A 13,799-nucleotide genomic window follows, 5' to 3' on the forward strand; every position below is an offset into this window, starting at 1 on the left:
GGCGACGCCCGCAATGCCAGTCACGCGTGCAACAAATACCGGACGCCGCCTGCTTTACTTGATGGGCCCGTCCGGCAGCGGCAAAGACACCTTGCTGCGCCACCTCCGTGCGATGTTGCAATCCGACGAACCCGTGCTGATTGCCCATCGCTACATCACTCGTCCCAGCGGCGCGGACGAAGCGTCGATATGCCTCACTGACGCGGAGTTTCAACGCCGCATCGATCTCGGGTGTTTTGCGCTGCACTGGCACAGTCACGGCTTGCATTACGGCATCGGGGTCGAAATCGATGCCTGGCTGGCGGGCAATGCCGTCGTCATCATCAACGGCTCTCGCGCCCACCTGGCCCGCGCCCATGCGCGCTACCCTGACCTGATGGCCATCGAGGTCACGGCCGACCCGAACGTCCTGGCCGCACGGCTTGCCCAGCGCGGCCGCGAAACCGCCGAACAGATCCGCGCCCGCCTGCAACAGGCCGTGCAACGCTACCCTGTACCCACTGACTGCGTGATCCAGTCACTACCCAACAACACCGCGCCCGAAGATGCCGCCCACCGGTTGCTCGCCATGGCGCGCCATCGCTTGTCTGCCTGAAAGCAAAAAATCCCGTTTACTGTTTACACAGGCAAACGGGATTTCTGATGGCTCGCCGTGATCGGCGCGCCCGCCTCACGTTAGATCAGTGTCTTGCGAATCTGCGCGGAAAACAGGTCGATCACCACCACGAAAATCACGATGATGATCATCACCGCACACGTCTCGGCATACTGAAAACTGCGGATGATTTCCCACAGCACCGTGCCGATCCCCCCCGCGCCGACAATCCCCACGACCGACGCGGAACGGACATTCGACTCAAAGCGATACAGCGCAAACGACGTCCACAGCGGCAACACTTGCGGTATCACGCCATAGACAATTTCCTCGACCGCATTCGCGCCAGTGGCCCTTACCCCTTCGACAGGACGGGGATCAATCGCCTCGACCGCCTCGGAAAACAGCTTGGCCAAGACGCCGGTCGTATGCACCCACAACGCCAACACACCCGCGAAAGGTCCCAGCCCCACGGCAACGATGAACAACATGGCGAACACCATTTCGTTAATCGCGCGGCAGGCATCCATCAAGCGGCGTACCGGCTGATACACCCAGGCCGGAACAATGTTGGCCGAACACAGCAAGCCCAGGGGCACCGCAACCACGATGGCCAGAAAAGTGCCCCACAGCGCAATCTGTACCGTGATCAGCATCTCGCTCAGGTACATACGCCAATCGCGGAAATTCGGCGGGAAAAAGTCCGCCGCGTACGTCAGCATATTGCCGGATTGAGTCACCAAATCCATCGGACGCATGTCTGCGCCGCGCCATGACAGCATCAACAGCGCCAACAACACCGCCCACATCATCAGCCGGGGCAAAGAGGACCGCATCCCGACAGGGTGCCGGGCGGGGGAAAAAACAGCGCTCATAAACGAAGAGTCCGGTGAAAAAATCCGTGCATGGAAAGCATGCAAAAGACAAAAATAACCGCGGCGCTACACAGCCGCTTAACACCACTACAGCACCACTGCAGCACTAAGGCGCTACAGCGCACCTACGCTGTAGCGCCATGCACCGGCTTCTCGCGAACACAAGCCGACGCACGTCAAATGGTTATTCCGACTTGGCCGCCAGCTTGTCCAGCTCAGCCAGTTGGCGATCCATTTCGGCCAGCTTGGCCTTTTTATCGGCTTCGCTCAGGGTCGTATCACGCTCGACGCTGAGCTTGTCCTTGGCCAGCGCCATCTGACGAATCGGAATCAACTGGGCATTGGACGAATCGCGAAAGCCTTTGTAAGTCAGCTTGGCCAGCACTTTCAGCTGACGCTCGGCATCCGGACCCGTGCCGTAGTTCACAAAAAATTCTTTAATGCGTTTTTTGGTCTCGGCCGGCAAATCACTGCGCATCACCATAGGATCGGCGGGGATCAGCGGCGACTTCCACAGAATACGCACGGACTCCGTCGCGTCCTTGCCGGTGTTGCGCTCGTAACGCGCCAACATTTCGGTGTTGTTGATCGCCACATCCACCTGCTTGTTGATAACCGACAGCAGGTTGGCTTCGTGATTGGCGGCACGCACCGACTTGAAGAACGTCTTGGGTTGGATGCCCTTGGCGCCCCACAGGAAATAACCCGGCACCAAGGTGCCCGAGGTCGAGTTGGGGTCACCCGCGCCGTAGCTCAGTTCCTTGCCGTTTTTCAGCACATCTTCCAGCGTCTGCAACTTGCTGTCTTTGTTGACCAGCAGGATGGACCAGTAGCCCGGATTGCCGTCCTTGTCGATGACCGAGGCAAAAACCTCGCCCTTCGCGCGATCGACGGCTTCCATGGCCGATTTGTTACCGAACCAGCCCAACTGCACTTTGTCAAAGCGCATCCCTTCGATAATGCCCGCGTAGTCCGACGCGAAGAACGGCTTGACGGGTACGCCCAACTCCTTGCTCAGGTCATCGATCAGGGGCTGCCAGGCCTCCTTCAAATTGGTGGAAGACTCGGTAGAAATAAAACCGATGTTCAATGGCTTGGCGTCCTGCGCCGAAGCAGCGGACGACATCGCGGCAACCGCGGCCAAGGCAAGAAAAGTTCTGCGTAACATGCGTGAAAACTCCGTGAGGAAATGGGGGTACTGCTCAGGCTGCGGCGGCCAACGGCCGTGGTTCAATCAAAGTGGGGGGGAGCTCAACGACTGGCTCACCTGCCTGGGGAAGCAATTCGGCGACATCGGCGCCGTACAACTTGTGCAACATGCCATCCGTCAGGGCGGCAGACGGGCCGTCGTAGACCACGGCGCCTTGACGCAGCGCCACCACGCGCGCGCAATATCGCAGCGCCACATCGACCTGATGCAACGACACCAGCACGGTCACTTTCCGGCTGCGGTTGATCTGCGCCAATGTATCCATCACCCGACGCGACGACTCGGGGTCCAACGAGGCAATCGGCTCGTCGGCCAAAATCACGCCGGCGTTTTGCACAAGCGTGCGAGCAATGGCCGCACGCTGCTGCTGCCCGCCCGACAGGGTCGAGGCACGCTGAAAGGCATAGTCGTCTATACCAACTTGGGCTAAAGCATCCAGCCCGACTTGCACTTCATCCTGGCGAAAATAGCGCAACAGGCTGCGCCACAAGGGCACACGTGGCAACATCCCGGTCAATACATTGGTGACCACTGGCAAACGTCCCACCAAATTAAATTGCTGAAAAACAAAACCAATACCGGCGCGCACACTGCGCACCTGCGCATTGATACGGCCATTACGCTGTACCTCACGGCCATTGACCATGACCGAGCTGTCACCGCGATCAGCCGCCACGAAGCCCGCCAGATGACGCAGCAACGTCGACTTGCCTGACCCGGATGCGCCTAACAAGGCCACCATTTCACCGGGGGCAACCGTCAAACTGACATTGTCCAGGGCCTTGATGCCGTCGCGGAAGGATTTGCTCAGGCCGCGAACTTCAATCGCATCGTTCATATCGAATCCCTTTATCGAACCAATGCCGGCATTTTGTGCAGCGGCAGTGACAGCGTGATGACTGGAAAACGTCAGGTCACATCAAGAAATCGGTCGGGGAAGACGTCTTGCAATGAAATAGTCATATTGCGGCGAGACGCTCTCGGCGCCCCGGTATATATTTGAGCTGTCATCTAATGCTAGGGCGCACCATGCTCAAAGGTTCTTGCTTGTGTAGTCGCGTGGCCTACGAAATCTCCGGGCCGCTCACTCAGGCCGTCCATTGCCACTGCCTCATGTGCCGCAAAGCGCACGGTGCGGCGTTCCGTACCCGGGCCACGGTCCAAGCCAAAGACTTCACCTGGACACGCGGGGAAAACGACGTCACTTGGTACAGCTCGTCACCGGGCAGCTACCGGGGTTTTTGTGGCGCTTGCGGCACCCCTCTGCTGTCACGTTTTGACCAAATACCTGACATTTATGGCCTGCCATTGGGGGCGCTGGACGACGATCCGGGCATCAAGGCCGAAAGCCACGTTCATGTGGCCAGCAAGGCCTCCTGGTACGACATTACGGACGATTTACCGCAGTATCCCGAGGCAGGTCCGGTCGGCACAGGGCTTTAAAGTCCAATAAATACAACAAATAAGGGAAAACCCTGTTCAAATAAACAGGATCGGGGTATGATGTTTCGTTGTTCTGTGCATAAACTCCGTGCAAGGCATGGCACTATAAGTACAGCACACACTATTTCTGCTTCTTCCGGTGCCGCGCACGTTGTGCGACATCGCGACCAAGCCGCGCCTTGCGCGCATTTCGCCCCTGTGGCGTGAGTACCCGCCCCGGCCCCTACCAGGGAGCCCGGTTCGTACCCAAACCTGCCGGAACATGTGTTTATGTTCCACCGCGGCCCAAGCCCGCTTGGGCTCCCGCGTTTACCGCCTTCGGGCGGAGCGTAAGCCACAAAAACCGGCGCGCGCGCATCGACCAAGGAGAGTCAATATATGGCGAAAGAAGAACTGATCGAACTCGACGGCATTGTGGACGAAGTGCTGCCTGACAGCCGCTATCGTGTCACCCTGGACAACGGCATCGAAGTCGGCGCCTACGCGTCCGGCCGCATCCGCAAACACCGCATCCGCATTCTGGCGGGTGATCGTGTCACGCTGGAAATGTCCCCCTACGACCTGACCAAGGGTCGCATCAATTTCCGTCACAAAGACGAGCGCGCCCCGAGCACGCCGCGCCCCCCGTACCGCAATCACCGCTAAAGCCGCAGTGCTGCTGAGCGCGGGCCCGCAGGCGCTTTAGCGCCCGGCCCTGGCACGACTCAGCGCGTCGCTGTCCCGATGAAAATCGCGGGGTCTACCCGCGCATCGTTCAAGCTGACGTTCCAATGCAGGTGCGGCCCGGTCGCACGACCCGTCGAGCCCACTTTGCCGACGACTGCGCCACGCTCAACATCGTCGCCTACTTTCACATCGATCGCCGACAAGTGGCAGAACATGCTGATAAAGCCCTGCCCATGGTCGACGAACACGGTGTTGCCATTAAAAAAATAATTGCCTACCAGAACGACGCGCCCGGCGGCTGGCGCTTTGATAGGCGTGCCCGCGGGCACGGCAAAATCCAGGCCAGAGTGCGGATTGCGCTCCTCGCCATTGAAAAAACGCCGTAAGCCAAAGGGGCTGGACAAGCGCCCATTTACCGGGCGATCCAGCATCACATTGCTGGGTGTAATGCCTGCTCGGTAGGTACGATACGCCGCAATTTGTTCGTCAAGCTCGCGCTCGATGCGCTTGAGGTCATCGGGATTGGGAGAGACCTGGCGCTTGTTTTTCAGCTTGATATGCTGCGCCTTGTACTCTTTAGTACCAACGTCGAATCCGGCGGTCTCTCCGCCCTGTACCTGCAACGCCTGGCGACCAGGCTTAGTGCTCAGCGGGATCCCCACCACTGCGATCCACTGCTGATCACTATCGCGAATGACCATGACGCGGTGGCCATTAAAGCGGGCTTGCGGGGCCTGCTCGGCCACCCCTAGCGGCACCACCGCCACGCCGCCCGGTACCGGGTGATCAAGCGTGCGGCTGATATAACCCTGGGCCTGCGCCACCGTAGCACCGCAAACCGCTGCCCATAACATCACGTGGCCCATCAGGCGCGCCAGCCGCTGCCGTGTCGAACGACGTTGCATCACATCTACAGGCACAGATTCGCCGCCTCGGACAACGCCGTGCTATAGCGTGCGATACGACTCGTCAGGCGAGCATCGGTTTTGCCTTTCCACGTCGTGGCAGTCAAGACGGCCTCGACACCCATCGTGCCCCCAACGACCAACTCATAGCCGTTATGTACCTCGTGGCGCTGCGCCACGGTACCCTGCCCTTTCCAGGCCGAGTCGACACACTGCACATATTCCGCGGCAGTACGCGTCGTAGAACCAAAAAATATCGGCTCACGCTCGCGGATATCTTTGGCCGAGGCACAACCGGCCAGCACGCCGACGCAGGCCAACAACGCAGCAAACTTTACATTCATCAGACAGACTTCCAAAAAAATGGGAAAAAACCCGTAAGACTATAGCGCAACCCACCTCAGGCGGTCGGCTTGCGCAGCGCCGATTTCGGCCGGAACGCCTTGACCACTGACTCGTGGGTTTCCGCATAGGGACCGCCGATCAAATCAATGCAATAAGGAACGGCGGCAAACACACCCTGCACCACCACAGCGCCCGACGCATCACGCAGCCCCTCCAGGGTTTCGCTGATCGCTTTGGGCTGTCCGGGCAAATTGATAATCAGGGCGGCACGATCGGCGGTTTCGCGAATCACAGCGACTTGCCGCGACAAAATCGCGGTAGCTACGAATTTCAAGCTGACCTGACGCATTTGTTCGCCAAAGCCCGGCATCTCTTTGGTGGCCACCGCCAGCGTGGCCTCGGGCGTCACATCGCGGCGTGCCGGCCCGGTCCCTCCTGTCGTCAGCACCAAATCGCACCCCGCGACATCCACCAATTCGATCAGGGCAGCAGAGATCGCCTCGGCCTCGTCGGGAACCAGACGCTCGACGGCCTGCCAGGACGATGACAGGGCCTTGCCCAGCCACGTCTGTAGCGCGGGCAACCCCTGATCCTGGTAAGCCCCGGACGAGGCGCGATCAGAAATGGAAACCAGCCCCACGATCAGATCGTCGGGATGGCGGCGGGCGAGAGGCGACACAGTGGATGACATGACAATGATCACAGAGGAAAACGTCGATGCTATCGCATTCAAGAGCGCTTGGCTGCCTGATCCGTGAGTCGTCATAAATCTGTAATAATTGCACCTGCGCTCACCGACTCTCCCCTCCCCCATGCTTCATCTCTTTTCAGGTCTGGACTTCTGGATCGGCCTCAGCTTGGTCTTGGCACTCACCTTCGTCCTGGCCTTCGAATTCATCAATGGCTTTCATGACACAGCAAATGCCGTCGCCACCGTCATTTACACCAAGGCGATGCCGCCTCACCTGGCAGTGATGCTATCGGGGATATTTAACTTCCTCGGCGTATTGCTGGGCGGTGTAGGCGTGGCCTATGCCATCGTTCATTTGCTGCCCGTCGAACTCCTGATCAACGTCGATACCGGCCGTGGGCTCGCGATGGTCTTTGCGATGCTGGCGGCCGCCATCACGTGGAATCTGGGCACCTGGTACTTCGGGATTCCCGCCTCCAGCTCCCACACCCTGATCGGATCGATTCTGGGCGTAGGTCTAGCCAACGCCTTGCTCACCGATCTGCCACTGGCCGACGGCGTCAACTGGAACAAAGCGATCGATATCGGCCTGTCGCTCGTCGTGTCGCCGCTTGCGGGCTGCCTGGTGGCCGGTTGTCTGCTCCTGCTGTTCAAACGCTGGTGGCCGGCCTCCAAGATGCACACAACGCCGGAGCAACGCCGCGAAATCAATGCCAAAAAGCACCCGCCGTTCTGGAATCGGCTGGTGCTGGTGCTCTCGGCCATGGGCGTCAGTTTTGTCCACGGTTCGAACGATGGCCAAAAAGGCATCGGCCTCATCATGCTGGTTCTGATCGGCATTGTGCCTGCGCAATTTGTGCTCAACGAAAACAGCACGACCTATGAAATCGACCGTACTCGCGATGCGGCCACGCACCTGCGCACGTTCTACATACGCCACCAAGCCACGCTGGATGACTTCCTGGCGCTGTCAAAGAACCGTCACGACAGCAGTGACCTACCCAAGCAATTCACCTGCCATCCCGAACTCACGCTCGCCACCATTGACGCCCTGCAAGAAGACCTGCTGGGCGTGACGCGGTACCAGGACCTGTCGCCGGCCAAACGGATCAGCGTTCGTCGCTATCTGCTGTGCCTGGACGATACCGCCAAGAAAGTCGCCGCGATAGACGGCCTGGAGGACAGCGATCGCAAAGACCTGAGCCAACTGCGGGCCGACCTGACCGCCACCACGGAATACGCCCCATTCTGGGTCATTGTGGCCGTCGCACTGGCTCTCGGTATCGGTACCATGGTCGGCTGGCGACGCGTGGTGCAAACCGTCGGCGAGAAAATCGGCAAACAAGGCATGACCTATGCTCAGGGTATGTCGGCACAACTGACGGCCGTCGCCGCCATTGGCATGGCTAATGTCTTTAGCCTGCCAGTCTCGACCACGCATGTCTTGTCCTCGGGCGTGGCCGGTACCATGATTGCCAACAAGAGCGGACTGCAAAGCAGCACCATCCGGACGATCTTGCTGGCATGGGTACTGACCCTGCCCGCTTCGATGACACTGGCGGCCGGGCTGTTCTGGATTGGCGTGATGATCGCCGGCTAGGCGATCAGAGGCGGTTCAGCGACGCGGTTTGCGTGGCGCATTGTGCGCCGCGCGATCGTAAACCCAGTTCGGCAACCCCCGCATCAAGCGCGCGACGATCCCCATTTGCCACGGGATCACGGTATAAGACACGCCTCGCTCAATGGCCACCTGGGCGCGCGCCGCAAAATCGTCTGCCTCCATCAAGAATGGCATCGAATACGGGTTTTTCTCGGTCATGGCCGTTTTGATGTAGCCCGGCGCAATGGTGACGACCTTGACACCCGCACTTGCGAGCTCCAGCCGCAAGCTTTCACAGTAGCTGATGACTGCGGCTTTAGAAGAGCTATAGGCGCCCGCCCCCGGTAATCCTCGCATACCCGCAACACTCGCAATCCCGACCAGTCGACCCGCGCCGGCTTGCCGCATGGGTTGGATGAACGGCTCGAAAGTGGCCACGGTGGCCAGCAGATTAGTGTCGACGATGGCCTTGAATACCTCGAAATCCTCGGCATGCTCGGTCAACGTGCCGACACTGATGCCCGCACTGGCAATGACCACATCCACCCTGCCCTGATTCGCCGCCAGAAAATCGCGTGCGGCGGCATGTAAGGCATCACGGTCACGCACATCCAGGGCATAACAAAGAGGTTCACCGGGCAACGCGTCGGCCAGCTCGCGCAAGGCATCGCCGCGACGCGCGACGAGCCCCAGCCGGGCACCCGCGCGCGCATAACGCCACGCCAACGCCCGACCCAGACCACTCGAAGCGCCCGTAATAAAAACCGTCGTCATGACCCCTCACATCGTGACCCGGCAGAGAGGCCGGGATAACCATCATCATATCGCCTGGATCCTGCTGTGTTCAGGCGAAAAAAAGCCTGAGTTCGGCGCAATACCGAGCTCAGGCCTTCAGGCCCTGGCGTCTGACCATCTCTCGTCTGAGGGTCAGTTCACCAGGCTCACTTTTCCGACGCAGTGGCGTGCTTACTGTTTCGGCAAGCTGGCGTGCAGCTCTTGCAACGAATACACCTGCAGGCCCAGGCCCTGACGCAGGTATTGCATCCCTTCGACAGCAGCGCGGGCGCCCGCGATGGTAGTAAAGAACGTCACACGTCCGGCCAGAGACTGGGTACGGATCGTACGCGAATCGGCAATCGCATTACGACGCTCTTCGACGGTGTTGATCACCAAGGAGATCTCGCCGTTCTTGACCATGTCCACAATGTGCGGGCGGCCTTCGGTGACCTTGTTCACGGTCTGCACCGGGATGCCCGCGCCCGAAATCTGCGCGGCCGTGCCGCGTGTTGCCACCAGCTTGAACCCCAGGTTATGCAAACCTCGCGCCACCTCGACGGCACGGAACTTATCCTGGTCTTTCACACTGATAAAGACGGTGCCGTCTTCGGGCAAACGCACGCTGGCAGCCAACTGCGATTTGACGAAAGCCTCGCCAAAACTCATGCCCACGCCCATGACCTCGCCCGTCGACTTCATTTCAGGGCCGAGGATGGTGTCCACGCCCGGGAACTTCACGAACGGGAACACGGCCTCTTTCACCGAGAAGTACGGCGGCACCACTTCGTGCGTGATCCCTTGATCCGCCAGCGTGCGACCCGCCATGGCACGCGCAGCGATCTTGGCTAACTGCAAGCCCGTCGCCTTGGAGACATACGGCACCGTGCGCGAGGCACGCGGGTTGACCTCCAGCACGTAGACGTCGCCGCCTTGAATCGCGAACTGCACGTTCATCAGGCCACTGACGTTCAGCGCACGCGCCATCATCGAGGTCTGGCGCTTGATTTCGGCAATGACCTCGGCCGACAACGAATACGGCGGCAGGCTGCACGCCGAGTCGCCCGAATGCACGCCGGCCTGTTCGATGTGTTCCATCACACCGCCGATGAAAACGGTCTCGCCATCGGCGAGGCAATCCACGTCGACTTCGGTGGCATCGTTCAAGAAGCGGTCCAGCAGCACCGGCGAGTCGTTGCTGACCTTGACCGCCTCACGCATGTAGCGCTCGAGGTCTTGTTGCTCGTGCACGATTTCCATGGCGCGGCCGCCCAGCACGTAGCTGGGACGCACTACCAACGGATAACCAATGTCGGCGGCATGAGCCAGGGCCTCGCCTTCGGTGCGCGCGGTGCGATTGGGCGGCTGACGCAAGCCCAGCTTGTTCAGCAGTTTTTGGAAACGCTCGCGGTCTTCGGCAATGTCGATCGACTCGGGGCTGGTGCCAATGATGGGCACCCCGTTCGCCTCCAGCGCACGCGCGAGCTTGAGCGGCGTCTGACCGCCGTATTGCACAATCATGCCCACGGGATTTTCTTTGTGGACGATTTCCAGCACGTCTTCGAGCGTCAACGGCTCGAAATACAAACGATCAGACGTGTCGTAGTCGGTCGAGACGGTCTCGGGATTGCAGTTGACCATGATGGTTTCATAACCATCCTCACGCAACGCCAGCGCGGCATGCACGCAGCAATAGTCGAACTCGATCCCTTGTCCGATGCGGTTCGGGCCACCGCCCAGCACGATGATTTTTTTGCGATCGGTGGGCTGCGCCTCGCACTCGTCCTCGTACGTGGAGTACATGTAAGCGGTGTGAGTGGAAAACTCCGCCGCGCAAGTGTCCACGCGCTTGTAGACCGGACGCACATTCAGCTGATGACGCAGCTTGCGAATCTCGGACTCCGACGAATCCAGCAAAAATGCCAGGCGACGATCCGAGAACCCCATGCGCTTGAGTTGCCACAGCGTTGCGTAGTCCAGATCGGCCAGCGTCTTTTGTTCGAGCGCCAGCTCGATATCGACGATTTCCTTGATCTGGGACAGGAACCAGGGATCAATGCTCGTGAGCTGATGAACCTCGTCCAGGCTGAATCCCTGCGCAAACGCATCCCCCACGTACCAAATACGTTCGGGACCGGGCTCGCCCAACTCGATCTGCAATTTCTCGCGATCGGTCGTTTTCTGGTTCAGGCCATCGACACCGACCTCAAGGCCACGCAGCGCCTTTTGGAAAGACTCTTTAAAGGTGCGGCCGATCGCCATGACTTCGCCCACCGACTTCATCTGCGTCGTCAAACGGGAATCGGCTTGCGGGAATTTTTCGAACGCAAAACGCGGCACCTTGGTGACCACGTAATCGATGGAGGGCTCGAACGATGCCGGCGTTTCACCTCCGGTGATTTCGTTGCGCAACTCGTCCAGCGTGTAGCCCACCGCCAAGCGCGCGGCGACCTTGGCGATCGGAAAGCCGGTGGCCTTGGACGCCAGCGCCGACGAACGCGACACGCGCGGGTTCATCTCGATAACGATCATGCGACCGTCATTGGGGTTGACGGCGAACTGCACGTTCGAGCCACCGGTGTCCACACCGATTTCGCGCAGCACCGCAATGGATGCGTTGCGCATGATCTGATATTCCTTGTCGGTCAGCGTCTGGGCAGGCGCCACCGTGATGGAGTCACCTGTGTGCACTCCCATGGGATCCAGGTTTTCGATCGAACAAATGATGATGCAGTTGTCGGCCTTGTCGCGCACGACCTCCATCTCGAACTCTTTCCAGCCCAAGAGGGATTCCTCGATGAGCAGTTCGTTCGTCGGCGATGCCTCGAGGCCGCGACGGCAGATGGTTTCGAACTCTTCGGCGTTGTAGGCAATACCGCCACCCGAGCCGCCCATCGTAAAGCTGGGGCGGATGACGGCCGGAAAACCCGACGTACCGGTGTCGCCGGCGATACGGCGCTGGACTTCCCAGGCCTCGTCCATGCTGTGGGCAACGCCCGACTTGGCCGACTCCAGGCCAATATCGGTCATGGCTTGCTTGAATTTCTGGCGGTCTTCCGCCTTTTCGATAGCGTGCTCGTTGGCGCCGATCAGCTCGACGTTGTGCTTTTTCAGCACGCCGTGATGGGCGAGGTCCAACGCGCAATTCAGCGCGGTCTGGCCGCCCATGGTGGGCAACAACGCATCGGGCTTTTCGCGCTCGATGATTTTTTCCACCGCCTGCCAGGTAATGGGCTCGATGTAGGTCACATCGGCCGTTTCCGGATCGGTCATGATGGTGGCGGGGTTACTGTTGACCAGGATGGTACGGTAGCCCTCGGCCTTGAGCGCCTTGCACGCCTGGGCGCCGGAGTAATCGAATTCGCATGCCTGCCCGATGATGATGGGGCCGGCACCGATGATGAGAATGCTTTTTAGGTCTGTACGCTTGGGCATAATGCGATAGTTATTTTTGGCCGGCCATCAGGCTGATGAATTTGTCGAACAGCACGATGATGTCGTGCGGGCCCGGGCTGGCCTCGGGATGGCCCTGGAAGCAGAAAGCGGGACGGTCGGTCAGCTCGAAACCCTGCAGGGTGCCGTCAAACAGCGACACGTGCGTCGTGCGCGTATTGGCCGGCAACGTGGCCGCATCCACGCCAAACCCGTGGTTCTGGCTGGTGATGAAGACCCGCTTGGATTCGAGATCCTGCACAGGATGGTTCGCGCCATGGTGGCCGGTTTTCATCTTGACCGTCTTGGCGCCAACGGCCAACCCCATGATCTGGTGACCCAGGCAAATACCGAAGGTCGGGAGCTTGCGCTCCAGGTACACCTTGGTGGCGGCGATGGCATAGTCGCAAGGCTCTGGGTCGCCCGGGCCGTTGGCCAGGAACACCCCATCAGGATTGAGCTTGAGCACGTCGTCGGCCGACGTTTCAGCTGGTACCAGGGTGATGCGGCAGCCACGATCAGCCAGCAAGCGCAGAATGTTGTACTTGACGCCAAAATCGTACGCCACGACATGGAAACGGTCCTGGGCCGGCGAGGAAAAGCTCTCGCCCAGTTGCCAAGTACCTTGTGTCCAGTCTTGCGGGGACTTGATGGAAACGACCTTGGCGAGGTCCTGTCCCACCATGCCGGGAAAGCCACGCGCCAATTCGACGGCACGCTCGGCGTCGTCGCCCACCAAAATACATGCGCCCTGGGCGCCACTGTCACGCAAGATACGGGTGAGCTTGCGGGTGTCTACGCCCGAGATCGCGACCACGCCTTGGTCAGCGAGATATTCGGGTAATGAATGGGTCGCGCGAAAATTCGACACTCGCGACGGGCAGTCACGCACCACCAGGCCCGAAGCCAGGATGCGCGACGTTTCGACGTCTTCGGCGTTGACGCCCGTATTGCCGATGTGCGGATAAGTCAGCGTGACGATCTGGCCGTTGTAGCTGGGATCGGTCAGGATTTCCTGATAGCCGGTCATCGATGTGTTAAACACGACCTCGGCGACAGTATGTCCTGGCGCGCCTATAGACACGCCCCGGAAAATGGTACCGTCCGCCAAAGCCAGAATTGCAGGAGGGAAGCGATCAGCGCCCTCGGGAAAAAGTTGCGGCAGCACAGTAAACCCCGGTTTCAGAATCGATAATCAAACCTTCGAATTATACCTCGAAAGGCCATTCCCCCCCGAGAACCGCGCCAACTCAGGTCGAATGC

At 59.8% G+C, this 13,799-nt stretch carries 13 protein-coding genes; 4 read left to right on the forward strand and 9 right to left on the reverse strand.

Features of this window, described 5'->3' with window-relative positions; all coding sequences use genetic code 11:
* The first annotated feature begins 13 nt into the window (after nt 1-13).
* On the forward strand, nt 14-595 hold the full coding sequence (gene phnN, locus ACYVDM_RS01920) for a phosphonate metabolism protein/1,5-bisphosphokinase (PRPP-forming) PhnN (protein ID WP_415793334.1): 582 nt from the start codon (nt 14-16) through the stop codon (nt 593-595).
* Nucleotides 596-675: 80 nt separating this feature from the next.
* On the opposite strand, the gene phnE is transcribed toward phnN, so the two are convergent.
* The 3 genes from phnE to phnC all read right to left on the reverse strand — a co-directional run bounded on the left by phnE (nt 676) and on the right by phnC (nt 3,518).
* Nucleotides 676-1,431 carry a phosphonate ABC transporter, permease protein PhnE gene (gene phnE, locus ACYVDM_RS01925; RefSeq protein ID WP_415793333.1) on the reverse strand — a complete coding sequence of 252 codons (756 nt, stop codon included), beginning with the start codon at nt 1,429-1,431 and terminating at the stop codon, nt 676-678.
* Between the two features lie 223 nt (nt 1,432-1,654).
* Nucleotides 1,655-2,638 carry a phosphonate ABC transporter substrate-binding protein gene (gene phnD, locus ACYVDM_RS01930; protein ID WP_415793301.1) on the reverse strand — a complete coding sequence of 328 codons (984 nt, stop codon included), beginning with the start codon at nt 2,636-2,638 and terminating at the stop codon, nt 1,655-1,657.
* A gap of 34 nt (nt 2,639-2,672) precedes the next feature.
* Nucleotides 2,673-3,518: a phosphonate ABC transporter ATP-binding protein gene (gene phnC / locus ACYVDM_RS01935; RefSeq protein WP_415793300.1), complete on the reverse strand. Its 846-nt coding sequence runs from the start codon at nt 3,516-3,518 to the stop codon at nt 2,673-2,675.
* Nucleotides 3,519-3,709: 191 nt separating this feature from the next.
* Between phnC and ACYVDM_RS01940 the strand changes: the two genes are divergently transcribed.
* Together ACYVDM_RS01940 and infA are read left to right on the forward strand one after the other, a co-directional pair.
* Entirely contained in the window at nt 3,710-4,123 is a 414-nt protein-coding gene (locus ACYVDM_RS01940; RefSeq protein ID WP_415793299.1) for a GFA family protein, read from the forward strand.
* A gap of 378 nt (nt 4,124-4,501) precedes the next feature.
* The gene (infA, locus tag ACYVDM_RS01945; protein WP_415793298.1) at nt 4,502-4,768 is read left to right on the forward strand and encodes a translation initiation factor IF-1; all 267 of its coding nucleotides are present in this window, start codon (nt 4,502-4,504) and stop codon (nt 4,766-4,768) included.
* 59 nt (nt 4,769-4,827) lie between these two features.
* Here infA and ACYVDM_RS01950 read toward each other — a convergent pair whose 3' ends face one another.
* Genes ACYVDM_RS01950 through mog form a run of 3 tightly spaced genes read right to left on the reverse strand, consistent with a single transcriptional unit; the run spans nt 4,828 to nt 6,730 of the window.
* Nucleotides 4,828-5,655 carry a peptidoglycan DD-metalloendopeptidase family protein gene (locus tag ACYVDM_RS01950; RefSeq protein WP_415793332.1) on the reverse strand — a complete coding sequence of 276 codons (828 nt, stop codon included), beginning with the start codon at nt 5,653-5,655 and terminating at the stop codon, nt 4,828-4,830.
* 44 nt (nt 5,656-5,699) lie between these two features.
* Complete coding sequence (locus ACYVDM_RS01955; RefSeq protein WP_415793297.1) at nt 5,700-6,038, reverse strand: hypothetical protein; 339 nt, start codon at nt 6,036-6,038, stop codon at nt 5,700-5,702.
* 56 nt (nt 6,039-6,094) lie between these two features.
* A complete protein-coding gene (mog, locus tag ACYVDM_RS01960; protein ID WP_415793296.1) occupies nt 6,095-6,730 on the reverse strand; it encodes a molybdopterin adenylyltransferase in 636 nt (211 codons plus the stop codon).
* Between the two features lie 121 nt (nt 6,731-6,851).
* On the opposite strand from mog, the gene ACYVDM_RS01965 reads away from it, so the two are divergent.
* Nucleotides 6,852-8,330: an inorganic phosphate transporter gene (locus tag ACYVDM_RS01965; RefSeq protein ID WP_415793295.1), complete on the forward strand. Its 1,479-nt coding sequence runs from the start codon at nt 6,852-6,854 to the stop codon at nt 8,328-8,330.
* A 15-nt stretch (nt 8,331-8,345) separates the two neighbouring features.
* On the opposite strand, the gene ACYVDM_RS01970 is transcribed toward ACYVDM_RS01965, so the two are convergent.
* The 3 genes from ACYVDM_RS01970 to carA form a co-directional block, all read right to left on the reverse strand.
* The gene (locus tag ACYVDM_RS01970) at nt 8,346-9,104 is read right to left on the reverse strand and encodes an SDR family oxidoreductase (RefSeq protein ID WP_415793294.1); all 759 of its coding nucleotides are present in this window, start codon (nt 9,102-9,104) and stop codon (nt 8,346-8,348) included.
* Nucleotides 9,105-9,296: 192 nt separating this feature from the next.
* Nucleotides 9,297-12,539 carry a carbamoyl-phosphate synthase large subunit gene (gene carB, locus ACYVDM_RS01975; RefSeq protein ID WP_415793293.1) on the reverse strand — a complete coding sequence of 1,081 codons (3,243 nt, stop codon included), beginning with the start codon at nt 12,537-12,539 and terminating at the stop codon, nt 9,297-9,299.
* A gap of 10 nt (nt 12,540-12,549) precedes the next feature.
* Complete coding sequence (gene carA / locus ACYVDM_RS01980; protein WP_415793292.1) at nt 12,550-13,704, reverse strand: glutamine-hydrolyzing carbamoyl-phosphate synthase small subunit; 1,155 nt, start codon at nt 13,702-13,704, stop codon at nt 12,550-12,552.
* Between the last annotated feature and the right edge of the window lie 95 nt (nt 13,705-13,799).

The sequence above is a fragment of the Bordetella tumulicola genome (assembly GCF_054779135.1).

Excerpts from the sequence above, each read along its gene's own strand:
- phnN (WP_415793334.1), top strand. The coding sequence starts at position 14 with ATGCCAGTCACGCGTGCAACAAATACCGGACGCCGCCTGCTTTACTTG.
- phnE (WP_415793333.1), bottom strand. The coding sequence starts at position 1,431 with ATGCGGTCCTCTTTGCCCCGGCTGATGATGTGGGCGGTGTTGTTGGCG.
- phnD (WP_415793301.1), bottom strand. The coding sequence starts at position 2,638 with ATGTTACGCAGAACTTTTCTTGCCTTGGCCGCGGTTGCCGCGATGTCG.
- phnC (WP_415793300.1), bottom strand. The coding sequence starts at position 3,518 with ATGAACGATGCGATTGAAGTTCGCGGCCTGAGCAAATCCTTCCGCGAC.
- ACYVDM_RS01940 (WP_415793299.1), top strand. The coding sequence starts at position 3,710 with ATGCTCAAAGGTTCTTGCTTGTGTAGTCGCGTGGCCTACGAAATCTCC.
- infA (WP_415793298.1), top strand. The coding sequence starts at position 4,502 with ATGGCGAAAGAAGAACTGATCGAACTCGACGGCATTGTGGACGAAGTG.
- ACYVDM_RS01950 (WP_415793332.1), bottom strand. The coding sequence starts at position 5,655 with ATGGGCCACGTGATGTTATGGGCAGCGGTTTGCGGTGCTACGGTGGCG.
- ACYVDM_RS01955 (WP_415793297.1), bottom strand. The coding sequence starts at position 6,038 with ATGAATGTAAAGTTTGCTGCGTTGTTGGCCTGCGTCGGCGTGCTGGCC.
- mog (WP_415793296.1), bottom strand. The coding sequence starts at position 6,730 with ATGTCATCCACTGTGTCGCCTCTCGCCCGCCGCCATCCCGACGATCTG.
- ACYVDM_RS01965 (WP_415793295.1), top strand. The coding sequence starts at position 6,852 with ATGCTTCATCTCTTTTCAGGTCTGGACTTCTGGATCGGCCTCAGCTTG.
- ACYVDM_RS01970 (WP_415793294.1), bottom strand. The coding sequence starts at position 9,104 with ATGACGACGGTTTTTATTACGGGCGCTTCGAGTGGTCTGGGTCGGGCG.
- carB (WP_415793293.1), bottom strand. The coding sequence starts at position 12,539 with ATGCCCAAGCGTACAGACCTAAAAAGCATTCTCATCATCGGTGCCGGC.